This window comes from Actinomycetospora sp. TBRC 11914, from assembly GCF_012933465.1.
Taxonomy (GTDB): domain Bacteria; phylum Actinomycetota; class Actinomycetes; order Mycobacteriales; family Pseudonocardiaceae; genus Actinomycetospora.
The window spans coordinates 119,555-140,869 of record NZ_JABBND010000008.1 but is presented as its reverse complement, the minus strand read 5'-3'; the positions used below and the strand labels follow the sequence as shown (position 1 = coordinate 140,869).

The window sequence follows — 21,315 nt, the reverse complement described above, 5'->3', positions numbered from 1 at the left end:
CCCGGCACATCGTGAGTCGGGATGTCACGCCTCCCGGGTGACCGCACGACCCACCCCACCTCCGGAGGCACCCGATGCCCAGCGCATCCCGTTCGACCACCCCCGTGGCCATCGACCTCGACGTCGTCGAGGGCCGCTACGCCGAGCTCGACGACCACACCGTCGCGTTCGAGACCTTCCGGCAGGACCTCGACGTCGCGCCCTACCTGCGCGGCCTGCCGGGCGACGCCTGCACCTGCCGGCACCTCGGCTACGTCACGGCCGGGCAGATCACCTTCCGCTGGCCCGGCCACGAGGAGACCTACGTCGAGGGCGACGCCTACGTCGCGCCGCCGGGGCACCGGCCCCTGATCCTGGCCGGCACCTCCGTCGTCGAGTTCAGCCGCACCGCCGCGCTGCGGCCCGTCATGGCGGTCATCGACCGCCACGTCACCGCGCTGACCGGGGCCCGGCCGTGAGCGCCGCCGCCGGCACCGCGGTCCGGATGGACGACGGGCACGCCGTGCTGGCCGACCGGCTGGTCGCCTGGCTCGAGACCGGCGGCCGGCCCGGGGATCTGTTCACCGACGACGTCTTCGTCGACCTGTCGCTCCCGCAGTGGCGGGTCCAGGGCCAGGGCGCGGACACGGCGTTCGGGATCCGCGAGGACGGCCATCCCCACCGCGGCCGCGTCCGCGTGGAGGCGCTGGACCGGACCTCCCGCGGCTTCCTGCTCCAGTTCGAGGAGCGGTGGAGCGCCGGCGCCCAGCAGTGGTACTGCCGGGAACTGATCCACGGCGTCGTCCGGGACGGCCGGATCGCCGAGCTGTCGATCTATTGCACCGGCGACTGGGACGAGGCGGTCCAGCGGCGGCACGCCGGGGACGTGTCCCTCCTGCGGCCCTGACCGTAACCTCCGACGATGGATGCGGACGCGGCCTCGGCGGCGGGCATGACCGCCCGCGCCGAGGCGGCGTGGCAGGACGGCGACGGCGAGGCCGCCATGGCCTTCTACGGCCGCGCCGCCGACCTCGCCGCGGCCGCCGACGACCTCGACGGCCGGATCGCCGCCGTGCTCGGCCTCGCGCGCGGGCAGCAGTACAACCTCACGCCCGGCCTGCTCCCCGTGCGCCTGCACGCCGCGTACGAGCTGGCGACCGACCCGGTGGCACGCATCCGGCTGGGCGCCGCCCTGGCGCGCTGCTGGGCCTACGCGAACGAGCCGCTCCGCGCCCGCCCGTTCGCCGACGAGGCCCTCGCCCGCGCCGCGGACCAGGGCGACCCGACGGTGCTCGCCGACGCCCTCGACGCGGCCCTTACCGCCCACTGGGGTCCCGACGACCTCGCCCGGCGGCGCGACTGGGCGGTCCGCCTGGGCGATGCCGCCGCCCACCTGCCCGACCCCGACACCCGGCTCCAGGCCTACCTGTGGGACCTGACGGTGGCCTGGGAGGTGCTCGACCTGCCGCGGATCCACCGCTGCGTCCGGGCGATCGAGATCCTGGGCGACGAGTCGCCGCGGGCGCGCTTCTTCGCGGCCAGCCGCCGGCTGGCCGTGGAGCTGCTCCGGGACCACCGCGAGGTCGGACCGGTGCTGATCGAGCAGGCCGAGACGGCCGCGAAGCGCGCGGCGATCCCCGACGCGGACAGCGTGCTGCACGCCATGCGCGGCTACCTGGCCTGGTGCGGCGGCGACGTCGAGGGCTGCGCGGGCGAGGCCCCGGCCTACGAGCGGTACGCCGTCGAGCACGGCGTCGCCGTCGTCCGGGCCGAGGCCGCCGTCATGTGGGCCGGAGCGGGGCGCCCGGACAAGGTCCGGGAGATGATCGGCGTCTTCACGGCCGAGACCCTGGCCGCGCTCCCGTACGACCACGACTGGCTGCTCACCCTCCAGTGCGTGCTCGAGGGCGCGCTCGCGGTCGGCGACCGCGAGGTGACCGCCGCGGCGGCCGCGCTCGTGGCCGACCATCCCGGGCGGTCCGTCCTCAACGCGGGTGCCGTGATGTGGCACGGCGTCACCGACGACACCCTGGCCCGGGCGGCCGCGCTGCGCGGCGACCACGACGCCGCGGCCCGCCACCGCGCCGCCGCCCTCGCGACCTACCGGCGGATCGGCGCGACGCGGTGGGGCGACCGGCTGCGCGCCGCGACACCGGCCGGGGAGGGGGACGCGGCCGACGTCACGGACGAGGTGGTGGTGCACCTGCACGAGCAGCCCGGCGGGCTGTGGCTCGTCGGGCGCGCGGGCGCCACCGTCGTCATGCCGCGCATGCGGGGGCTCGAACACCTGCAGGTCCTGGTGCGGCACCCCGACACCGACGTCGACGTGCGCACGCTCGCGGGCGCCGAGCTGACCGTCGGCCAGAGCGGCCTCGACGTCCTCGACGACGAGTCGCGGCGCGTCCTGCGGGGACGGCTCGCCGCGCTCGACGCCGAGCTCGCCGCCGCCGACCCCGCCGATGCCGCCGACCTGCGCGACGAGCGCGCCGCGATCGCCGACTACCTCGCGGGCGGGACCGGGCTCGCCGGACGCCGCCGCACCACCGGCTCGCACGACGAGCGCGCCCGGGTCGCCGTCCGGAAGGCGATCGTCGGCACGCTGGCGCGGATCGCCGAGGCCGACCCGTGGTTGGGCCGGCACCTGTACGACCGGGTCCGGACCGGACGCCGGTGCCGGTACCGGTCCGACCCCGACCACCCCGTCCGATGGCTCCTCCGGGGGGACTGAGGCGTGGGTCGCCGGGTCAGGCGTCCGGGACGGGCGCACCGGCCGGTACGCCGACCCCCACGTAGTCCTCGTAGTGGCGCCGCCAGGCCGGGGTGGGGCCGGTGGGCGCGATCGACGGCCGGCCGCCGAGGGCCGCGTCGAGCGCCTCCAGGCAGACCTCCCACCCGGCGGCCGTGCGCGCGGCGGTGTCGCGCTCGCCGAGCAGCGCCGTGAACGTCAGCCGGCACCCGCCGTCGTCGAGCGGGTCGAGGACCAGCCGCAGCTCGTCGGTCGCCCACGTGACCGTGAAGCGGCGCGGTGGTTCGTGGGTGACGACGCGGCCCGTGCCCCCGTCGCCGTCCGCTTCGAACGAGTACCGGACGGCCGCGCCCGGCGCCGGCGCCCCGGCGTCGGGGAAGGCGACGCGGGCGGGGAACCAGGCGGCGAGCTCCGTCGGGTCGGTGACCGCGTCCCACACCCGCTGCGGCGGGTGCGGGTAGTCACGGACGAACCGCAGGGCGGGCCGGCCGTCGATCTCGAGGTAGGTGCCGGTCGTCATCGGGTCTCCTCCGTCGTCGTGTCCAGGTGGTGGCCCAGCGCGTCGAGGGCGTCGCCCCACCGTCGGCGGTACGGGGCGAGCCATGCCTCGAGCTCGCCGAGCGGGCGCGGGTCGAGGGCGTAGACCCGGCGCTGGGCATCGACGGTCGCGCGCACGAGGCCGGCCCGGCGCAGCACCGCGAGGTGCTTCGACGCGGTGGGCTGGGCGAGGTCGAGCCGGGTGACGACCTCGCCGACGGCGTGCGGGCGTTCCCGCAGCAGGTCGAGGATCGCCCGCCGGGTGGGGTCGGCGAGGACGGTCCAGGTGGTCGACACGCCCCGCAGTATGCCTGTTGCGGCATATGCGCGTCGAGGCATGGAGGTGGGGGGCCTCGTTCGGCCCAACCCGGGAACCTGCGACCCTGGGTCCGCGTCCCGAGTGACGGGTCTCCTTGATCGAGACAGCGCCGTGCGGATGGGTCGGGCCTGCGCGGTGGAGCGGCGAGCCGGCGCAGGTGCGGGGGAACTGGCGGTGACGGACCACCGGACGACGGGCACGGACCGGGTCGCGGCGTGGATGACACGCCGTCTCGGGTCGATGGTCACCGTCTACCTGACGGTGAGCCTCTCGGCGGTGTGGATGGTGCTCGGGGCACGCAACGTCCTCGGGTTCGACCCGTACCCCTACCCGGTGCTGCTGTTCGTCGGGAACGTCGTCCAGCTGCTGCTGATCTTCGTGATCCTGGTCGGGCAGCGGACCCTGTCGGAGGCGGGGGAGCGGCGGGCCCAGCAGACCTACGACGACGCCCAGGCGATCCTCGGTGAGTGCCACCGGCTGCAGACGCTGATCGACGACCGCGCCCGGCTGCTCAACCGGGGCGCCCCGTCCGGCGACGAGCTCGACCCCTGCGACACCGCCCCGATCATGATCAGCCCGCCGCTGTCGGTGGAGCCCGCCACGTCCACCCGCAACCGCCGGATCGCCGCGTGGCTGGTGCAGCGGCTCGGGACCGCCTCGGCGATCGTGGTGACCGCGGTGGTGGTCGCCGGGTGGATGGTGCTCGCGCTCCTGGGGGTGATCCCCGACCCCTACCCCTTCTCGTTCCTGCTGTTCTGCTCGAGCCTCGCCCAGCTGGTGTTCATGTTCGTGATCATGGTGGGGCAGGACGTCATCGGCGAGGTGTCCGACCGCCGCGTCGTCGAGACCGCCAACCACACCGCCGTCGTCCTCCAGCAGTGCCGGCACCTGCGCCAGCACCTGCTCGCGCAGGACGAGCTGCTGGCCGCCGTGGTCGAGCAGGCCGTGCGGGCCGAGGAACGGGGTCCCGCCGGTGCCGGTGCCCCGGCTCCCCGCGCGTACACCGACCGGTCCTCGGACGTGGGTTCGGGCAGCCGCTGAGCGGGACTTCGCGAGGGGCACCGCAGGCAGGCCGGGACGCGGCAGGATGCGCGGCATGGACCTCGGTCTCGCGGGACGCACCGCGCTCGTCTGCGCCTCCACCTCGGGTCTCGGCGAGGCCACGGCCCGCGCCCTCGCCGCGGAGGGTGCGCGCGTGGCCGTGAGCGGCCGCCGGGCGCAGCGCGCCGAGGAGATCGCGGCGGAGCTCCCCGGGGCGCTCGGCGTGGGCGTCGACCTCACGGCGGCGGACGGGCCGGACACGCTCGTGTCCCGGACGACGGCGGCCCTCGGCCCGGTCGACGTCCTCGTGCTCAACAGCGGCGGCCCGCCCCCGAGCACGGCCGCGACGATCGACCACGACGCGATCGCCGAGGCGCTCGTCCCGCTGCTCTACGCCCAGCAACGGCTCGTCTCGCTCGTCCTGCCCGGGATGCGGGAGCGCGGGTGGGGCCGGATCGTCGGGATCGAGAGCGTCGGCGTCGTCGCGCCGATCCCCGGTCTGGCCCTGTCCAACCTCGGGCGGGCCGCGACGGCGGCCTACCTCAAGACCCTCGCGGGGGAGGTGGCCGCGGACGGCGTCACCGTGAACGTCGTCCTGCCCGGCCGCATCGCGACGGCCCGCACCGAGGGCATCGACGGGTACATCGCGGAGCGGGAGGGCATCACGCCGGCCGAGGTCGAGTCCCGCGCGGTGGCGGGAATCCCGGCCGGCCGGTACGGGACCGCCGCCGAGTTCGGCGCCGTCGCCACGTTCCTGTGCAGCGCCGCCGCCTCCTACGTGACCGGGAGCGCGGTCCGGTGCGACGGCGGGCTCGTCCAGAGCCTGTGAGCCCTACAGCCGCGAGGAGCGGGCGACGATCTCCTCGCGCCGCCGCGACGAGGCCGGCACCCCGCCGATGCCCCAGTCCTCCGGCGGGACCTGCGCGATCCGGCCGCGCACCCGCGAGCGGGTGGCCCCGAGGACCTCGCACAGCGTGTCGGTGATCTCCGCGAGAAGCCGTTGCCGCTGCTCGGCCGGTCGGCCCTCGAGCACCGCCGCGACGAAGTAGGGCGCCGGGTCGCCGTCGACGGCCGCGGTGACGCCGCCGGTGGACCACAGCTCGGGCGGGTGCATCGTGACGAAGGCGCGGATGCGGGTGATCGGCGACTCGAGCACCGCCGCGTACCGCTCGCTGACCCTCCGCAGGAGCTCCTCGATGCGGGCCGGCGGCTGCTGGCCCTCCACGAGGTGGATCTCGACGACCGGCATCGGGCCTCCTGTGTGATCTCCCGCCCCGACGGTATCCCGTCAGCCCTCCTCGCGGGCGCGCGCCAGCTCGAGGGCCACATCGATGATCATGTCCTCCTGGCCGCCGACGAGGCCGAGCTCGCCGCAGCGGCGCAGGATCTCGTGGGTGGGGACCTTGTAGCGCTCGGCCGCGTGCTCGGCGTGCAGCAGGAAGCTGGAGTAGACCCCGGCCCAGCCCTGCACGATCGCGTTGCGGTCCATCTTCGGCCAGCGGTGCAGGTAGGGGCGGACGACGTCCTCGGCGGCGTCGAGCAGGGCCATGACGTCGAGCCCCGTCGAGACGCCGAGCCGGTCGAACACCGCGGCGAGCACCTCGGTGGGGGAGTTGCCCGACCCCGCGCCCAGCGCGCACAGCGACCCGTCGATCTCCTTGACGCCCACCTCCGCGGCGATCACCGAGTTCGCGACGCCGAAGCTGAGGTTCTGGTGCCCGTGGTAGCCGACCCAGGCCTCGTCGCCGACCTCGGCCACCAGTGCCTCGAACCGTGCGCGGGCCTCGTGCATCAGCAGCGCGCCCGCCGAGTCGGTGACGTAGGGGCACTGGCACCCGGCGTCGACCATGATCCGGGCCTGCTTCGCGAGGTCCTCGGGCGGCGTCCGGTGGGCCATCATGAGGAACCCGACGGTCTCCATGCCCAGCTCGCGAGCGACCCCGAAGTGCTGCGGGCTGACGTCGGCCTCGGTGCAGTGGGTGGCCACGCGGACCACCTCGGCCCCGGCGTCGTGGGCGCGCCGCAGGTCCTCGGACGTCCCGATCCCGGGCACGAGCAGCACGGCGATGCGGGCGGTGCGGGCCTCCTCGCGGGCCGCGGCGATGAGGCGGAGCTCGTCGGTGTGGGAGAAGCCGTAGTTGAACGTCGAGCCGCCGAGCCCGTCGCCGTGGGTCACCTCGATGACCTCGACCCCGGCCCGGTCGAGCGCGCGGACGGTGTCGCGGACCTGCTGTTCGGTGAACTGGTGGGCCTGCGCGTGCGAGCCGTCGCGCAGCGTCGTGTCGGTGATGCGGACGTCGTGGCGGATCTCGGGACGGGTCATGCCGGCACCCCCGTCGTGATGAGCTCCGCCGCGATCAGCTCGCCGACCCGGACGGCCGCCGCGGTCATGATGTCGAGGTTGCCGGCGTACTCCGGCAGGAAGTCGCCCGCGCCGCGCACCTCGAGGAAGGTCGCGACCCGGCCCCGACCACCCCACTCCGGGCGCGGCGGGTCGAACTGCGGGTCGGCGCGCAGGGTGTAGCCGGGCACGTACTCCCGCACCCGGGCGACCATCGCGTGGATCGAGGCCGCCACGGCCGTCGTCGTCGCGTCGTCCCACCGCTCGGCGGGGATCGCGCAGAAGACCGTGTCGCGCATGATCATCGGCGGCTCGACCGGGTTGAGGATGATGATGGCCTTGCCCCGGCCCGCTCCGCCGACCTGTTCGACCGCCCGCGCGGTGGTCTCGGTGAACTCGTCGATGTTGGCGCGCGTGCCCGGCCCGGCCGACCGGGACGCCGTCGACGCGACGATCTCCGCGTACGGCACCTCGACGACCTGCGAGACCGCGGCGACGATCGGGATCGTCGCCTGGCCGCCGCAGGTGATCATGTTGACGTTCGGGGCGTCGAGGTGGTCGGGCATGTTCACCGGCGGGCACACCATCGGTCCGAGGTGCGCGGGCGTGAGGTCGACCGCCCGGATGCCCGCCGCCTCGTAGCGCGGCGCGTTCGCGGCGTGCGCCCGCGCGGAGGTGGCCTCGAAGACGATGCGCGGCAGCGGATCCTGCGCGAGCAGCCAGTCCACGCCCTCCGCCGACGCGGCGATCCCGGCCCGGCGCGCCCGCTCGAGACCCGGCGACTCGACGACGCCGACCATCGCCGTCACCTCGATCGAGGAGGTCCGGGCGAGCTTGGCCAGCAGGTCGGTGCCGATGTTGCCGGGGCCGACGATGGCCGCGGTGGTCCTCGTGCCGGGCGGAGCGCTCATGTCCGGCACGGTGACACGGCTCACCGACAGCGTGGAACAGCCGCGTTCGCGAGGGGGCAAAGCGCGGGGGAGGGCGGGCCCCTGCATCCGGAGGGGATCCACCCCGCGCTGATCGCCCCGACGCCGCCGCCCCTGTCGTCCGGCATCCCCGGCTGCTAGACCAGGCACCATGGCGACCCCGGTGACGGAGCAGGCGGCCGACGCCCGTGCGGCCGAGGAGACGGTGCGCACGGAGGTCGAGGGCGTCGTCGGCCGCGTCGTGCTGACGGCCGCGCGCCGCCGCAACCCGCTCTCCGTCGCGACGATGCGGGCCGTCACGGCCGGGCTGCGCGACGTCTCGGCCCGCAAGGGCGTGCGCGTGGTCGTGATCGCCGCGGAGGGCCCGGCGTTCTCGGCGGGCCACGACCTGTCCGAGATGGTCGACCGCACCCTCGCCGAGGAGCGCGAGGTGTTCGCGGTCTGCACCGAGATGATGCGCGCCGTCCACGAGGTCCCCCAGCCGGTGATCGCCGCCGTGCAGGGGATGGCCGTCGCCGCCGGGTGCCAGCTCGTCGCGACGTGCGATCTCGCGATCGCCGCCGACCACGCCGTCTTCGGCACGCCCGGCGTGAAGATCGGCCTGTTCTGCTCGACGCCGATGGTGGCCGTGAGCCGGGCGATCGGGCGCAAGCGGGCCATGCAGATGCTGCTCACCGGCCAGACGATCGACGCCGCCACCGCGGCCGAGTGGGGCCTGGTGAACGCCGCCGTGCCCGCCGACCAGCTCGACGACGCCGTCCGGGCGCTGGCCGAGAAGGTCGCCGACGCCAGCAGCGTGACGCTGCGGATCGGCAAGGAGGCCTTCTACCGGCAGATCGACCTCTCCGAGGACGACGCGTACACGGAGATGAGCGAGGTCATGGCCACCAACGCCATGACCTGCGACGCCCAGGAGGGCATGTCCGCCTTCCTGGCCAAGCGAGCCCCGGTCTGGCAGGACCGCTAGACCGCGTCACGTCCGGCAGAGGAGCCGCCCGATGACCTTCCCCGGTCTGCAGCACGTCGCCATCACCGTCTCGGACCTGCAGCGCTCCACCGAGTGGTACTCGCGGCTCTTCGGGACCGACCCGGTGCTCGACGAGGACGAGGAGGGCGGCGAGTTCCACCACACCGTCTACGCCCTCGAGGGTGGGCAGCTCTTCGGCCTGCACACCCACCACGGCCGGGAGGCGAAGGACGCGTTCGACGAGCGCCGCACGGGCCTGGACCACGTCGGGTTCGCGCTGCCCGACTCGGCGTCGCTCGAGTCGTGGGGCAAGCGCCTGGACGAGCTGGGCATCGAGCACGGCGGGATCAAGAAGGCCCACTACGGCTCGGGCATCTCGTTCCGTGACCCGGACGGCGTCGCGCTCGAGTTCTTCATCGCGCCCGGTACCTGAGCCGCGCCCGTCCCTGAGCCGCCGTCGACCGAAGGGCACCGTCGCTCGATCTAGTCGAGCGAAGGTGCCCTTCGCTCGTGGCGGCCTGCGCCTCAGCGTTCCGGCGGAGGGCGCTCCTGGCCGATCTATTCGAGCGAAGGTGCCCATCGCTCGACAATGGTCCGACCTCGGACGACGCCTCCTGATGAGGCGACTCACGGTCCTACAAAGTGACTCTTCGGTCGGTCCGGGGTACCGTCACGCGCATGGCACCACGGCGCGACTACTTCGACGGCTGTGCGGCGGCCCACGCCCTCGACCTCGTGGGGGAGCGGTGGGCGCTGCTGGTGGTCCGCGAGCTGCTCCTCGGCCCGAAGCGCTTCACCGACCTGCGCACCGGCCTCCCGCACGCGAGCCCGAACGTGCTGTCCCAGCGGCTGCGCGAGCTCGAGGACGCGGGCGTGCTGCGGCGCCGCCGGCTCCCGCCGCCCGCCGCGTCCGCGGTGTACGAGCTCACCGAGTGGGGCGCCGAGCTGGAGCCGGTGCTGCAGACGCTCGGGCGCTGGGCCTCGCGGTCGCTCCCGGAGGCCGAGCACATCGGCGTGGACTCCCTGGTGCTCTCGATGCGCACGATGTTCTCGGCGGAGAAGGCCGAGGGCGTCGACGAGGTGGTGCAGTTCGTGCTCGCGGAGCAGCCGTTCGTCGCCCGCGTCCACGACGGCGGCTTCACGATGGAGCGGGGCGAGACGGCGGCCGACGCGACCGTCACCGTCGCCGCGCCGGAGGTGTGGGCGGCCGTTCTCTACACCGGGCACCCGCTCGACTCGGCGATCTCCGACGGCGTGCTCACCCTGTCCGGCGACCGCGCGGCGGTAGAGCGGTTGCTGGACCTCTTCCCGATGCCCGAGCCGGTGCACGCCCCGCAGCCGGCGGCCGGCTGAGCCGCGCCGGACCCCGGCCGGTGTCGGGGAGGCGTGCCACGATCACCCCATGAGCAGCGCCGCCCCGACCGACCCGCCCGTCCTCGTCGTGCGCGACGATGCCGAAGCCGTCACCACGGTGCGGCTCAACCGGCCGGCCACGCGCAACGCGCTGACCGAGGAGCTCAAGGTCGCGCTCCGCGACGCTCTCGCCGAGGTCGCCCAGGACGACTCCGCGCGGGCCGTCGTCCTCGCCTCCAGCGGCCCGGCGTTCTGCGTCGGCCAGGACCTGCGCGAGCACGCCGAGCACCTGCGCGCGGGCGGCAGCGGGTCGGCGCTGTCCACCGTCACCGAGCACTACAACCCGATCGCCACCTCGCTCGCCACGATGGCGAAGCCGGTGGTCGCCGCGATCACGGGGACGGCGGTCGGCGCCGGGCTCGGCTTCGTCCTGGCGTGCGACCTGCGGGTGGCCGCCGCCGGCACGAAGTTCGCGACGGCCTTCTCGGGCATCGGCTTCACCGGAGACTCCGGGCTCTCGGCCACGCTCGCGCACTGTGTCGGCTCGTCGCGGGCCACCGAGCTGCTCATGCTCGGCGACACGTTCACCGCGGAGCAGGCGCACGACTGGGGCATCGTCCGGGAGGTCGCGCCCGACGCCGAGGCCACCGAGGAGGCCGCCCTCGCGCTGGCGCGCCGCCTGGCCGCCGGTCCGACGCGGGCCTACGCCGAGATCAAGCGGGCCGTGGCGCTCGGCACCGTGGCGTCGCTGCCCACGGTGCTCGAGCACGAGGCGGCCGCCCAGGTCCGCCTCGGCGCGACGCAGGACCACCGCGACGCCGTGGAGGCGTTCCTGGCCAAGCAGAAGCCGGTCTTCCACGGCCGGTGATCACACCGCCTGCAGCCCCACCACCCGCAGCAGGTCGAGCTTCTCGGCGTCCGGGCTGCCCGGTGCGGCCGAGTAGACGATGAGCAGCTGGTCGTCGTCGGGGACGGCGAGCTGGTCGCAGTCGAGGGTGATCCGGCCGATGCCGCGGACGTCGTAGGACTTCCGGTCCACCCGGCGGTCGTCGACCGGCCGCTCGGCCCACAGTCGCGCGAAGAGCTCGCTGAAGCGCAGCAGGGTGTCGACGGTGCCCCGGAGCACCTCGTCGTCGGGGTAGCGGGCGAGCGCGGCGCGGGCGCCCGCGACCGCCGCGCGGTCGAGGCGCTCGCGGTCGCCGTGCTCGTCGGTGACCAGCGGGTGGTCGGGCATCGGCGGCCCGAACCGCATCCAGAGCAGGTTGCGGCGGTCCCGCGGGATCGTCGAGAGGTCACCCATGAGGGCGTCGGCCAGCGGGTTCCACGCGAGCAGGCTCCGGCGGGCGTCGACGAGCATCGCCGGCAGGTCGGACATCCGGTCGAGCAGGCGGAGCACGCTCGGGCGGACCACGTCGTTCACCCGCCCGCGCCCGGGGAGGGCCACGCCGGCGAGGTCGAACAGGTGCCCGGTCTCGGCCGGCGTGAGCCGCAGGGCGCGGGCGAGCGCCCCGAGCACCGACGACGACGGGTGCGGCCCGCGGTCCTGCTCGAGGCGCACCACGTAGTCCACGGAGACCCCGGCGAGCCGGGCCACCTCCTCGCGGCGCAGGCCCGGCGTGCGACGACGGGGGCCGGCGGGCAGCCCGACGTCGGCGGGCGTCAACCGCTCGCGCCACTGCCGCAGCGCCGCCGCCAGCTCCGTCGAGTCACCCCGGGTCACGACCTCCAGGGTGCCCCTCCGCGCGCGCCCGAGCCTGGTACCGCGGCTCCGTGTCTCCGCGGGAGGACGACCCGGCGCGTCAGCCGTCGTCGCGGGGACGCGTCAGTGCGTCGCGGAGGTCGCGCTTGAGGACCTTCCCGACGGCGTTGCGGGGGAGCGGCTCGGTCGTGGTCGTGATCCGGGTCGGGGCGGCGAAGGCCGCGATGCGGGTGGCGACCCGCTCGCGCAGGGCCGTCCCGTCGGGGACGGCACCGGGCGCGTGCACGACGACGGCCGCGACCTCCTCGCCGAGCGTCGGGTGCGGCACCCCGACCACGGCCACGTCGAGCACGCCGTCGACCTCGAGCAGCTCCGCCTCCACCGCGGCGCAGTAGACGTTCTCGCCGCCGCGGATGACGACGTCCTTGAGCCGGTCGACCACCCGGATGAGGCCGTCGTCGACGCGGCCGAGGTCGCCGGTGCGGAACCAGCCGTCGACGAACGCGGCCGCGGTGGCGTCCGGGGCGTTCCAGTACCCGCGCACCACGTTCGGGCCGCGGAACCACAGCTCGCCCACCGTGCCCTCGCCGAGATCCGCCCCCGTCTCCGGGTCGACCACCCGCACGTCCGCGCTCGGCACCGGACGGCCGACCGAGTCGGGGGAGGCGAGGTACTGCTCGCCGGCGTTGAACGCGATTCCCGCGGTGGTCTCGGTGAGCCCGTACCCGTTGGAGGGCGCGCCGAGCGGGGCGACACGGCGCACCAGCTCCGGCGGGATCGGGGCGCCGCCCATGCCGACGCCCGCCAGGGAGGACAGGTCGGCGCCCGGGGTGTCGGCGGCCGCCCGCACGAGATCCCGCGCGACCGTCGGCACCCCGGCGAGCGAGGTGAGCCGCTCCGCGGCGATCACCTCGAGAGCCTGCGCCGCGTCCCAGCGGTAGAGCGTGGCGAGCACGGAGCCGGCCGCTGTCGCGTTCACCATCGCGCACAGCCCGGCGACGTGGAAGATCGGGAACGCCAGCAGCGCGCCGGGCGTGGCCGGGGGCGCCGTGCCGGTGAGCCGCGCGCCGAGGGCCGCGATCAGGCGGCGGTTGTGGACGTCCGTGCAGAGGTTGCGATGGGTCCCGACGGCGCCCTTGGGTCGCCCCGTCGTGCCTGAGGTGTAGAGGATGAACGCGTCGTCCTCGGGGTCGAGCGCCACGTCCGGCAGCACGTCGTCGGTCACCTCGCCGAGGAGGTCCGCGAAGGACGGCCCGCCCTCGCCGCGCACCACCACGACCGGGACGTCGGGCGGGGTCACCTCCCGCAGCACCGGCGCCCGCTCGCCGTCGGCGACGACGAGCCGCGGGCCGGCGTCGGCCACCGCGTGCGCGAGCTCCCCCGCCTGCCACCAGGCGTTGAGGGGTACGACGACGAGGCCCGAGACCCAGGCCGCCCAGCACAGCGGGGCCCACTCGGGGTAGTTGCGCAGGCAGATCGCGACCCGGTCGCCCCGGCGCAGCCCGGCCTCGGCGTAGCGGCGGGCGAGCGCGGCGACCCGGGCGCGGTGCTCGGCGAAGGTGACCCGCTCGCCGTCGTACACGGTGAAGGTGCGGTCGCCGAAGGCCGCGGTGCCGTCGTGGAGGTCGCGGAGGACCTGCGGCGCCGTCACGTGGACCCGCAGGCGCACGCCGCGGACCACGGCCTCGCCCAGCTCGGCGGGCCCACCCGCGCCGGTGAGCTCCGCGATCACCTCGCCGCGGGTCGGACCCGCCTCGACGCCGGCCATGGACCGCAGTCTCACCCCGATCGGGCGCTCCCGCCGGTCGTGCCGTCACGGTGTCCGGATCTCGGGCGTGATCCCTCGCACGATCGGGTATCGGGAGATCAGCACGCGGACCCCGGCGCGAGCCGCGGACCCCCGACCGCGTGACCGACCCTTCCCGGGGCCCCGGCCGGGCGCCTCCGGTGAGGAGGCAGCCTTGACGCTGGACGCGATCACCACCCGCCGGGTCGGCCTGCCGGTCGACGGCCGTGGCGACCTCCCCGACGCCGCGACCTTGTCGGCGCGCCTCGACGACGCCGTCGACCGCGCGGTCGGCGCGCGGCTGGACGTGGAGCTGCACGTCTCGCCCGGGTGCGAGGTGCTGCCCGCCGCGGCCGCCGAGGTGGTCGCCGCGGCGCGGGAGAGCGCGGCGCGGCGCGGGGTGGACCTGCGCGTCGTGTCCTGAATCACGGCGCCACTCGATCGGGCGACAGAGCATCGTGACCAGATCGTGACCACGCCGAGATTCATGAGAAGTCCTCAGAAAAGCCCGGCGTGTCGCCCCCGTCGTCACGCGTCGTCGCCTAGGTCCGCTTCGTCCGGTACGTCATCTTGACGACGATTTCGGAGGAGATCCGCAGGTCCAGGGCGTGACCCCTGCTCCCCGACCCGGTGATCGCGCCGTGCACACTCCTCGCCGTCGTACCGCAACGAATCCGGTCCGTGACCGTTGAGAGACCGGAACCCGCGCATCACCGACCGCGAAAGGGCCACACCATGGGTCGTCACCACGCGAGCGCCCGTCCCCGATCCGGGGGACGTGGCCTGCGACTCGGCGTGGGCAGCGCCGGCGCCGTCGGTGCCGTGGGCGTCGGGCTGCTCCAGCTCGCCGTGCCCGCTCTGGCCGCCCCCGCTCCCGCGCCCGCCGCCCCGGCACCGGCTCCGGCCGCCGCCCCGGCGCCCGCGACCAAGAGCGCCACCCCGTGCGCGATCACCGCGAAGGCCTGCGTGTCGATCTCGCAGAAGAAGGCCTGGCTCACAGACGGCAAGGGCCACGTCATCGACGGACCGGTCGCCATCACGACCGGCGGCCCGGGCTACCCGACGCCGACGGGGACCTTCAGCGTCATGTGGAAGGACAAGAACCACAAGAGCGACGAGTACGACCACGCGCCGATGAACAACTCGGTGTTCTTCGCGCCCGGCGACGCCTTCCACGAGGGCAGCCTGCAGAAGAACTCCGCCGGCTGCGTGCACCTCTCGGCCGCCGACTCGGAGAAGTTCTTCGACAACCTCAACGTCTACGACCAGGTGCAGATCCTCCGCTGATCGACGGGCCTGGGAGGCTCTCCGCCATGCCAGGCAACCCCGACGAGGGCGACGAGCGCATCGCGCTCCTGCTCGACTACGAGAACCTCGCGATCGGGGCCCGGGAGGGCCTCGGCGTCAGCCCGTTCGACCTGACGCCGGTGGCCGACGCCCTGGCGGTCCGCGGGCGGGTGGTCGCGCGGCGCGCGTACGCGGACTGGTCGTCGTTCGACGACGACCGCCGCCTGCTCGCCCGGGCCCAGGTCGAGCTGATCGACATCCCCCAGCGCCTCGGCGGCTCCCGCAAGAACGCCGCGGACATCAAGATGGCCGTCGACGCCGTCGAGATCGCCTACGAACGGTCCTGGGTCACGACCTTCGCCATCGGGACCGGCGACTCCGACTTCACCCCGCTCGTGCACAAGCTGCGCGAGCTCGACAAGCGGGTCATCGGGATCGGGGTCGCCTCGTCGACGTCACGGCTCCTGCCGCCGGCCTGCGACGAGTTCCTCTACTACGACCGGCTCCTCGACGCCGCGGCGCCGCCCGCCGAGCCGGCGCCGGCCACGCAGCCGGAGCCGGCCGCCGACGAGGAGACCGCGGCGGGCCCGGACACCCCCGACGACGAGGCCGTGGGGCGCCTGGTGACCCGGACGCTGTCCGGGCTGGCCCGGCGCGGCGACGGGCCGGTGCTGGCGTCCCGGCTCAAGCGGGCGATCCTGCGGCAGGACCCGACGTTCGACGAGGCCGAGCACGGGTTCCGCGGGTTCGGGGAGCTGCTGCGCCACCTGCAGGACCAGCGGATCGTCGAGCTCGCGGCGGGGTCGGCGAGCGGGGACCCCGAGGTCTCGTTCCCGGAGAACGAGCCCGCCGAGGACGACGCGTTCCGGCTGCTCGCCCAGGTCGTCGGCGACGAGTCCCGGGCGGGCGGCGGGGTGCCGCTGTCCGGGCTCAAGGACCGGGTCCGCAAGCGGCGCCCGGACTTCTCGGAGAAGACCTACGGGTTCGCCTCGTTCCTCAGCTTCGCCAAGGCCGCCCGCGCCCGCGGCGTGGTGCGGATGGCCTGGGACGCGGCGGCGGGGGACTGGCGCCTCGAGCCGGCCTGACGCCGGCGGCCCGGGCCCGGCGTCCTGTTCAGCGCTCACCCTCAGCGCTCGCCCTCAGCGCTCGCCCTCAGCGCTCGCCCTCAGCGCTCGTCGAAGACGTCGATGTCCGAGGACGCGGTGAGGCGTCCGAGCGTCTCCTGCGCGACCCGGCGGGGGAGCGGACCGGTGGCCTCGCCGTCGTCGTGGAGCGAGAACCAGCCCGCATCGGCGGCGGGCTCCGGGACGGCCCGGACGTGGCGGCCGTCGCCGTCCGGGCCGTCGCCGTCCGGGCCGGCGTCGTCCGGGCCCGCGGCGGCGAGGGCGACGACGATGCGCCCGCCCGAGGGCGTCGGCCCGGCGTCGACCGGGCCGTCGGCGTCGTCGGCGTGGGCCAGGGCCGCGTGCAGGTCCCCGATCGGGAAGGGCCGGGCGCGCGTGGTGGTCGTCGCGATGCGCGCCTCCAGCGGCACCCCGGGGTAGCCCTCGGAGGCGAGCACGAGCCCCTCGGTGATCCGGTCCGCCAGCTCGGCGAGGTGCCGCGACGAGGCCCCCGGCACCACGACCACGAACGTCCGCTCGTCCAGACGTACCGCGACGTCGACCGGGCCGAGGGGCTCGCTCAGCGCGGCCGCCACCCGGTGCCCGGCGTGGTAGGCGGCGCGCGGGTCCTGCAGGGCGGGCTCGTCGAAGGCGGGGACGTCGAACAGGGCCAGCCCGACCTGCAGCGCCCCCGGGCCGCCCCGCGGCGTCCAGCGCTGGAGGAACTCGGCGGTGGGGAGCCCGCTCGCCGGGTCGGTCGGCACCGTCGCGCGGGTGCCCGCCGCGGCGTGGGCGTCCGCGAGCTGGTCCCGGAGCTCCCGGGTGCCCGCGTGCGCGTCCCGCATACGGTCGATCATGTGGTAGAGCGACGTCGTCGCCCACGTCTCGCCGGGGGTGCCGGCCGAGCTGGCCTGCTGGCCGCCCGAGGGCATCGTCCGGGCCAGCAGGTCGTCGACGGTGCGGGCCACCGCCGGGTCGAGGCGGGAGCCGAGCGCGAACCGCAGGCGGGCGAGCTCGGACGCCGCCTGGGTGCGGGAGAAGCCCCAGCGGCCGTCGAACACCCGGCTGAGCTCGACCGCGCGGTCCGCCGGGTCGTAGGCGTGCTGGTCGGTCGCGACGAGGAAGGCGCCCGCCTGCGGCCCGAGCGCGACGACCGTCCACTCGTCGGCCATGGGCTCGTCGGGTGTCAGCTCGACGACGTCGACCCCGCGGGGCGGTTCGTGGTCCTCCCCGGTGACGAACCCGACGACGACGGTGACCCCCGCCTGTGCCATCCGCTCGTAGACGGCCCGCTCCCGGTCGAAGTGGGCGAGGCGCTGGAAGAGGGCGACCACGACCGTCGGGGGCTCGACCCGGCCCGCCATCACGGCCTTCTCCACCGCGTGCGAGATGTCGACGAGCAGGCGCTTGGACAGCCGCTCCGGGCGCGACCCGGCGGCCCGGTCCTGCGCGACCCGCGTGGTGTCGCCCAGGGTCGCGACGAAGGCGTGCTCGGCACGCGTCCGGGCGGCGTGGGTCAACGGACCTTCCACGACTGACCTCCCTCGAGCCCGGTCGGGCGCGTCCAGCAGACCGAGATCCGACGGCGCTCGAATACCGCTGGACGGTGGCACCCACGCCGCCGGACGGGCACACGCGGCCGAGCGGTCGTCACCCGTCGGTGGACGGGTTCGGGCGGGGGTGTTCCCGACGGGTCCGCGCCGGTCAGGCCCGGGTCAGCAGCGTCAGGCAGACGTAGGGGTAGGCCACGGTCTCCCGGCCCGCCGTAGCCGGATCCTGCGCGAGGTGGTCGCGCAGGATGTCGAGGACCTCGGTGCGTCGGCGCGGGGGGAGGGTGCTCACGCGGCTGAAGGTCGAGAAGAGCAGCACCAGGTCCTCCGGCGGCAGCTCCTGCGTCCACCGCGTCTCGAAGACCGTCGGTGCGGGGAAGCCGTCGAGGTCCGGGAGCGGCCCGGTCGTCGTCGTGTCCGGCTGCCCCGAGAGGCGGTTGAGCTCCGCGACCCAACCGACCGAGAAGTCGGGCCGGTTCCACAGCAGGGCGAGCGCGCCACCGGGCGCCAGGACCCGCCGGGCCTCCCGGGCCGCGGCGACCGGTTCGACCCAGTGCCACGCCTGGCCGTAGACGACGGCCGCCACCGTGTCGTCCGCCACCGGGAGCCGCTCGCCGCTACCCGCGCGGACCTCGACACCGGGGAGGGCGCGGCCTTCGAGGACCGCCCGCATCTCCGGGTCGGGCTCCACCGCGACGACCGGCCGGCCCGCCCCCACCAGCACGGAGGTCAGCTTCCCCGTACCCGCGCCGACGTCGGCGACCGGGCCCGGGGGCAGGCCTGCCAGGGCAGCGGGCGGGTAGCCGGGGCGGACGCGGTCATAGTCGGCCGCGAGGCGTCCGAACGACCGGGCACGCACCGCCCGCGGTGCCTGCTCGTCCCCGGCCGCCGTCACCCCGGCAGCCTCCCGGACGGACCCGCGCGGCGACCGCGGGGGTCAGTCGAACGACAGGTCTCCGGTCCGGGTGCGCTTGAGCTCGCAGAACGCGGGCTCGCGGGCGAGCGCCACCGCGCCGTCGAGGACGTCGAGGGCGTCCCCTCCCCGTGGCACCGCGCCGAGGACGGGTCCGAAGAAGGCGACGTCGTCGACGTGGACCACGGGGGTCCCGACGTCGAGCCCGACCGGTCCCGTGCCCTCGGCGTGGCCGCGCCGGATCTCCGCGTCGAGCTCGTCGGAGTCCGCCGCGGCGTGCAGGTCGCCCAGGCCGAGCGCGGCCAGCGTGCGCCGGAGGACCTCGTCGCGACCCCGGACCCCGTCCCGGTGGTAGCGGGTCCCGAAGTCGGTGACGAAGGCCCGCAGTCCCTCCGGGCCCTCGCGACGGGCGACCGCGGCGCCGACCCGGACCGGCCGCCAGGCGCTCTCGGTCCCACGGCTCGACTCCGGGGGGCGGGCCGGATCGGACTCGCCGAGGATCGCAAGGCTCATGAGGCGGACCTCGACCGCGACCGGCCGCTGCCGTGCCACCTCGTCGAGCCAGCGCAGCGCGAGGTGCGCGAACGGGCAGACCGGGTCGGCGTAGAGGCGGATGTCGGGTCCCACGGCGAGCATCATGGAGCCGGCAGCACGTCCGCACGCGAGGAGGAGTCGATGGCCGAGCAGACGACCGAGGCGGAGCGCCGCACCGGCGACCCGGACGTCGTCGACGTCGAGGGCCGGCAGCGCTACGAGATCCGCCTCCAGGGGGAGACGGTCGGCTACGCGGAGTACCACCGGCGCGCGGGCGGCCCGACGATCTCGTTCACCCACACCGTGGTCGACGACGCCCATGCCGGACAGGGGCTCGCCGGCCGCCTCGCCCGGGCCGCCCTCGACGACGCCCGCGAGCGAGGCCTCGCCGTCCTGCCGTACTGCCCGTACATCCGCGGCTGGATCGGCAAGCACCCGGAGTACGTCGACCTGGTGCCCGAGGACCGACGGGCCGAGTTCGAGCTCTGACCGACGTCCGGCCCGGCCCGCCCGCCGAGTGGGCTCACATGGCTCGCCCGACAGCCCTCCGCGCCCACTCGGTGATCCCGACTGGCCCGCGCGGCCGCCGAGTGGGCTCCTATGGCTCGCCCGACAGCCCTCCACGCCCACTCGGTGATCCCGACTGGCCCGCGCGGCCGCCGAGTGGGCTCCCACGGCGGGCCCGACAGCCCTCCACGCCCACTCGACGAGATGACCCCGCCCCGAGACCCGGCCTGCGGAGCACCGAGCGTGGTCGCCTGCTGACGCGGGGCACACGTCCGGGGTAGTTTCTCGTGCTCACGACATCGGAGTCGGACGAGCGCGGGAGGCGGGACCATGGCGACCGACGCGGGAGCACCGACCACCGGGGGCGCGAGCGCGGTCCTCGAGACCCTGCCGCTCTCCCGCTGGCACCGGCTGATCGTCGTGCTGGTGGGGATCGGGTCGTTCTTCGACCTCTACGAGGTGTTCCTCGGCGGCGTGCTCGCCCCGATCCTCGCCAAGGAGTTCGCGCTCGGCTCCCTCGGCAAGGCGGCCGTCGTCGGGAGCGGGTTCCTCGGCATGTTCGTCGGGGCCAACCTGCTCTCGATCGCCGCCGATCGGCTCGGCCGGCGCCGGGTGTTCATCCTCAACCTGCTGACCTACTCGCTGTTCAGCCTGCTCGCCGCGTTCTCCCCGAACATCGAGGTCTTCCTCGTGCTGCGCTTCCTCGCGGGCATCGGGCTGGGCTGCGAGCTGGTCCTCGTCGACACCTACCTCGCCGAGTTCCTCCCGGCCCGGGTCCGCGGCCGCTACATCGCCTGGGCGTACACCGTCGGGTTCCTCGGGGTGCCGGTCGCGGCGCTGCTCGGCGGGAAGCTGGTGGCTGCCCAGACGATCGCCGGCGTCGACGGGTGGCGCTGGTTGCTGGTCGCCGGGTCGCTCGGCGCGCTGTTCGTGCTGTGGATGCGGCGGGTCCTGCCCGAGTCGCCCCGCTGGCTCGAGTCCCGGGGACGCCGCGAGGAGGCCGAGCAGGTGGTGCGCGGCGTCGCCGCGAAGGCCGGGGCGCCGGAGGCCGCCGACCACATCCCGGAGCAGGCCGCCGCCCCGCCGACCACGGGGCCGCGGGCGAGGACCACCGGCGAGGTGCTCAAGATCGCCTTCACCGGCGTCTACCGCACCCGGACGATCATGCTGTTCGTCTTCCAGGTCCTCCAGACGGTGGCCTACTACGGCTTCGGCACCCTCGCGCCGCTGGTGCTCGTCGCCAAGGGCTTCACCATCACCGACTCGCTGGGCTACGCCGCGCTGAGCTTCGCCGGCTACCCGATCGGCTCGCTGATCTCCGTGCCCCTGGTGGAGCGCTTCGAGCGGAAGTACCTGATCATCGCCGCCGCGCTCGCCATCGCCGTGTTCGGCATCGTGTTCGCCGCCGCGTCCTCGCCGTGGCTCATCGTCCTCGCGGGCTTCCTGCTCACCAGCGCGAGCAACGTCTTCTCCAACGGGTTCCACATCTACCAGGCCGAGATCTTCCCGACGGCGATCCGCTCGACGGCCAGCGGCGTGGCCTACTCGCTGTCCCGCGCGACGTCCGCGGTGCTGCCGTTCATCGCGGTGCCGCTGCTCGCGAGCGCGGGGCCGGTCTGGGTGTTCGGCGGGTCCGCCGTGCTGATCGTGGTCCTCTGTCTCGACGTCGGGCTCCTCGGCCCGCGCTCGACCGGCCTGGTCCTGGAGGAGATCCACTGACCGGG

The 21,315-nt window shown here is 75.1% G+C and carries 24 protein-coding genes; 14 read left to right on the top strand and 10 right to left on the bottom strand.

Annotated features, from left to right (window positions below; genetic code table 11):
* Positions 1 to 74 precede the first annotated feature (74 nt).
* Genes HH311_RS14775 through HH311_RS14765 form a run of 3 tightly spaced genes read left to right on the top strand, consistent with a single transcriptional unit; the run spans position 75 to position 2,707 of the window.
* Complete coding sequence (locus HH311_RS14775) at positions 75 to 458, top strand: cupin domain-containing protein (protein WP_169184421.1); 384 nt, start codon at positions 75 to 77, stop codon at positions 456 to 458.
* A complete protein-coding gene (locus HH311_RS14770; RefSeq protein WP_211190263.1) occupies positions 455 to 886 on the top strand; it encodes a hypothetical protein in 432 nt (143 codons plus the stop codon). Before HH311_RS14775 ends, HH311_RS14770 begins: the two co-directional genes overlap by 4 nt.
* A gap of 15 nt (positions 887 to 901) precedes the next feature.
* Positions 902 to 2,707, top strand: a complete 1,806-nt coding sequence (locus HH311_RS14765) for a hypothetical protein (RefSeq protein WP_169184420.1) — start codon at positions 902 to 904, stop codon at positions 2,705 to 2,707.
* A gap of 16 nt (positions 2,708 to 2,723) precedes the next feature.
* On the opposite strand, the gene HH311_RS14760 is transcribed toward HH311_RS14765, so the two are convergent.
* Positions 2,724 to 3,245, bottom strand: coding sequence for an SRPBCC domain-containing protein (locus HH311_RS14760; RefSeq protein ID WP_169184419.1), 522 nt, complete (start codon positions 3,243 to 3,245; stop codon positions 2,724 to 2,726).
* Positions 3,242 to 3,559, bottom strand: a complete 318-nt coding sequence (locus HH311_RS14755; RefSeq protein WP_169184418.1) for a helix-turn-helix transcriptional regulator — start codon at positions 3,557 to 3,559, stop codon at positions 3,242 to 3,244. Before HH311_RS14755 ends, HH311_RS14760 begins: the two co-directional genes overlap by 4 nt.
* 196 nt (positions 3,560 to 3,755) lie before the next feature.
* Here HH311_RS14755 and HH311_RS14750 point away from each other — a divergent pair, with 196 nt between their 5' ends.
* Positions 3,756 to 4,622 (top strand): DUF1003 domain-containing protein, encoded by an 867-nt coding sequence (locus tag HH311_RS14750; protein WP_169184417.1) that lies wholly within the window; start codon positions 3,756 to 3,758, stop codon positions 4,620 to 4,622.
* A gap of 55 nt (positions 4,623 to 4,677) precedes the next feature.
* Positions 4,678 to 5,451 carry an SDR family oxidoreductase gene (locus HH311_RS14745; RefSeq protein ID WP_169184416.1) on the top strand — a complete coding sequence of 258 codons (774 nt, stop codon included), beginning with the start codon at positions 4,678 to 4,680 and terminating at the stop codon, positions 5,449 to 5,451.
* A 3-nt stretch (positions 5,452 to 5,454) separates the two neighbouring features.
* On the opposite strand, the gene HH311_RS14740 is transcribed toward HH311_RS14745, so the two are convergent.
* The 3 genes from HH311_RS14740 to HH311_RS14730 are packed head-to-tail and all read right to left on the bottom strand — an operon-like array spanning position 5,455 to position 7,874.
* The gene (locus HH311_RS14740) at positions 5,455 to 5,871 is read right to left on the bottom strand and encodes a tautomerase family protein (RefSeq protein ID WP_169184415.1); all 417 of its coding nucleotides are present in this window, start codon (positions 5,869 to 5,871) and stop codon (positions 5,455 to 5,457) included.
* A gap of 39 nt (positions 5,872 to 5,910) precedes the next feature.
* A complete protein-coding gene (gene dmpG, locus HH311_RS14735) occupies positions 5,911 to 6,945 on the bottom strand; it encodes a 4-hydroxy-2-oxovalerate aldolase (RefSeq protein ID WP_169184414.1) in 1,035 nt (344 codons plus the stop codon).
* Positions 6,942 to 7,874, bottom strand: coding sequence for an acetaldehyde dehydrogenase (acetylating) (locus HH311_RS14730; RefSeq protein WP_169184413.1), 933 nt, complete (start codon positions 7,872 to 7,874; stop codon positions 6,942 to 6,944). Before HH311_RS14730 ends, dmpG begins: the two co-directional genes overlap by 4 nt.
* Before the next feature lie 169 nt (positions 7,875 to 8,043).
* Between HH311_RS14730 and HH311_RS14725 the strand changes: the two genes are divergently transcribed.
* The 4 genes from HH311_RS14725 to HH311_RS14710 all read left to right on the top strand — a co-directional run bounded on the left by HH311_RS14725 (position 8,044) and on the right by HH311_RS14710 (position 11,080).
* Entirely contained in the window at positions 8,044 to 8,859 is an 816-nt protein-coding gene (locus HH311_RS14725) for an enoyl-CoA hydratase (RefSeq protein WP_169184412.1), read from the top strand.
* A 31-nt stretch (positions 8,860 to 8,890) separates the two neighbouring features.
* A complete protein-coding gene (locus HH311_RS14720; RefSeq protein ID WP_169184411.1) occupies positions 8,891 to 9,292 on the top strand; it encodes a VOC family protein in 402 nt (133 codons plus the stop codon).
* A gap of 245 nt (positions 9,293 to 9,537) precedes the next feature.
* Positions 9,538 to 10,212: a helix-turn-helix domain-containing protein gene (locus HH311_RS14715; RefSeq protein WP_169184410.1), complete on the top strand. Its 675-nt coding sequence runs from the start codon at positions 9,538 to 9,540 to the stop codon at positions 10,210 to 10,212.
* Positions 10,213 to 10,261: 49 nt separating this feature from the next.
* Positions 10,262 to 11,080 carry an enoyl-CoA hydratase/isomerase family protein gene (locus HH311_RS14710; protein WP_169184409.1) on the top strand — a complete coding sequence of 273 codons (819 nt, stop codon included), beginning with the start codon at positions 10,262 to 10,264 and terminating at the stop codon, positions 11,078 to 11,080.
* On the opposite strand, the gene HH311_RS14705 is transcribed toward HH311_RS14710, so the two are convergent.
* Together HH311_RS14705 and HH311_RS14700 are read right to left on the bottom strand one after the other, a co-directional pair.
* Positions 11,081 to 11,932, bottom strand: coding sequence for a helix-turn-helix domain-containing protein (locus HH311_RS14705; protein ID WP_169184408.1), 852 nt, complete (start codon positions 11,930 to 11,932; stop codon positions 11,081 to 11,083).
* Between the two features lie 79 nt (positions 11,933 to 12,011).
* Entirely contained in the window at positions 12,012 to 13,679 is a 1,668-nt protein-coding gene (locus tag HH311_RS14700) for a class I adenylate-forming enzyme family protein (RefSeq protein ID WP_169184407.1), read from the bottom strand.
* A 193-nt stretch (positions 13,680 to 13,872) separates the two neighbouring features.
* Between HH311_RS14700 and HH311_RS14695 the strand changes: the two genes are divergently transcribed.
* From HH311_RS14695 to HH311_RS14685, 3 genes are all read left to right on the top strand, one after another.
* Positions 13,873 to 14,121, top strand: coding sequence for a hypothetical protein (locus HH311_RS14695; protein ID WP_169184406.1), 249 nt, complete (start codon positions 13,873 to 13,875; stop codon positions 14,119 to 14,121).
* A gap of 371 nt (positions 14,122 to 14,492) precedes the next feature.
* Complete coding sequence (locus tag HH311_RS14690; protein ID WP_312030160.1) at positions 14,493 to 14,984, top strand: L,D-transpeptidase; 492 nt, start codon at positions 14,493 to 14,495, stop codon at positions 14,982 to 14,984.
* Positions 14,985 to 15,010: 26 nt separating this feature from the next.
* Positions 15,011 to 16,069 (top strand): PIN domain-containing protein, encoded by a 1,059-nt coding sequence (locus HH311_RS14685; RefSeq protein ID WP_169184405.1) that lies wholly within the window; start codon positions 15,011 to 15,013, stop codon positions 16,067 to 16,069.
* An 80-nt stretch (positions 16,070 to 16,149) separates the two neighbouring features.
* Here the strand turns inward: HH311_RS14685 and HH311_RS14680 are convergent, their stop codons facing one another.
* The 3 genes from HH311_RS14680 to HH311_RS14670 all read right to left on the bottom strand — a co-directional run bounded on the left by HH311_RS14680 (position 16,150) and on the right by HH311_RS14670 (position 19,186).
* Complete coding sequence (locus HH311_RS14680) at positions 16,150 to 17,619, bottom strand: DICT sensory domain-containing protein (RefSeq protein WP_169184404.1); 1,470 nt, start codon at positions 17,617 to 17,619, stop codon at positions 16,150 to 16,152.
* Positions 17,620 to 17,791: 172 nt separating this feature from the next.
* Positions 17,792 to 18,532, bottom strand: coding sequence for a class I SAM-dependent methyltransferase (locus tag HH311_RS14675; RefSeq protein WP_211190260.1), 741 nt, complete (start codon positions 18,530 to 18,532; stop codon positions 17,792 to 17,794).
* 42 nt (positions 18,533 to 18,574) lie between these two features.
* The gene (locus tag HH311_RS14670) at positions 18,575 to 19,186 is read right to left on the bottom strand and encodes a DsbA family protein (protein WP_169184513.1); all 612 of its coding nucleotides are present in this window, start codon (positions 19,184 to 19,186) and stop codon (positions 18,575 to 18,577) included.
* Positions 19,187 to 19,225: 39 nt separating this feature from the next.
* Between HH311_RS14670 and HH311_RS14665 the strand changes: the two genes are divergently transcribed.
* Together HH311_RS14665 and HH311_RS14660 are read left to right on the top strand one after the other, a co-directional pair.
* Positions 19,226 to 19,573: a GNAT family N-acetyltransferase gene (locus tag HH311_RS14665; RefSeq protein ID WP_169184403.1), complete on the top strand. Its 348-nt coding sequence runs from the start codon at positions 19,226 to 19,228 to the stop codon at positions 19,571 to 19,573.
* A 348-nt stretch (positions 19,574 to 19,921) separates the two neighbouring features.
* Positions 19,922 to 21,310: an MFS transporter gene (locus tag HH311_RS14660; protein WP_169184402.1), complete on the top strand. Its 1,389-nt coding sequence runs from the start codon at positions 19,922 to 19,924 to the stop codon at positions 21,308 to 21,310.
* The last annotated feature ends 5 nt before the right edge of the window (positions 21,311 to 21,315 follow it).

Coding starts and splice junctions, on each gene's coding strand:
- HH311_RS14760 (WP_169184419.1), bottom strand. CDS start 3,245: ATGACGACCGGCACCTACCTCGAGATCGACGGCCGGCCCGCCCTGCGG.
- HH311_RS14725 (WP_169184412.1), top strand. CDS start 8,044: ATGGCGACCCCGGTGACGGAGCAGGCGGCCGACGCCCGTGCGGCCGAG.
- HH311_RS14775 (WP_169184421.1), top strand. CDS start 75: ATGCCCAGCGCATCCCGTTCGACCACCCCCGTGGCCATCGACCTCGAC.
- HH311_RS14665 (WP_169184403.1), top strand. CDS start 19,226: ATGGCCGAGCAGACGACCGAGGCGGAGCGCCGCACCGGCGACCCGGAC.
- HH311_RS14720 (WP_169184411.1), top strand. CDS start 8,891: ATGACCTTCCCCGGTCTGCAGCACGTCGCCATCACCGTCTCGGACCTG.
- HH311_RS14730 (WP_169184413.1), bottom strand. CDS start 7,874: ATGAGCGCTCCGCCCGGCACGAGGACCACCGCGGCCATCGTCGGCCCC.
- HH311_RS14670 (WP_169184513.1), bottom strand. CDS start 19,186: ATGCTCGCCGTGGGACCCGACATCCGCCTCTACGCCGACCCGGTCTGC.
- HH311_RS14685 (WP_169184405.1), top strand. CDS start 15,011: ATGCCAGGCAACCCCGACGAGGGCGACGAGCGCATCGCGCTCCTGCTC.
- HH311_RS14710 (WP_169184409.1), top strand. CDS start 10,262: ATGAGCAGCGCCGCCCCGACCGACCCGCCCGTCCTCGTCGTGCGCGAC.
- HH311_RS14740 (WP_169184415.1), bottom strand. CDS start 5,871: ATGCCGGTCGTCGAGATCCACCTCGTGGAGGGCCAGCAGCCGCCGGCC.
- HH311_RS14715 (WP_169184410.1), top strand. CDS start 9,538: ATGGCACCACGGCGCGACTACTTCGACGGCTGTGCGGCGGCCCACGCC.
- HH311_RS14745 (WP_169184416.1), top strand. CDS start 4,678: ATGGACCTCGGTCTCGCGGGACGCACCGCGCTCGTCTGCGCCTCCACC.
- HH311_RS14660 (WP_169184402.1), top strand. CDS start 19,922: ATGGCGACCGACGCGGGAGCACCGACCACCGGGGGCGCGAGCGCGGTC.
- HH311_RS14700 (WP_169184407.1), bottom strand. CDS start 13,679: ATGGCCGGCGTCGAGGCGGGTCCGACCCGCGGCGAGGTGATCGCGGAG.
- dmpG (WP_169184414.1), bottom strand. CDS start 6,945: ATGACCCGTCCCGAGATCCGCCACGACGTCCGCATCACCGACACGACG.
- HH311_RS14765 (WP_169184420.1), top strand. CDS start 902: ATGGATGCGGACGCGGCCTCGGCGGCGGGCATGACCGCCCGCGCCGAG.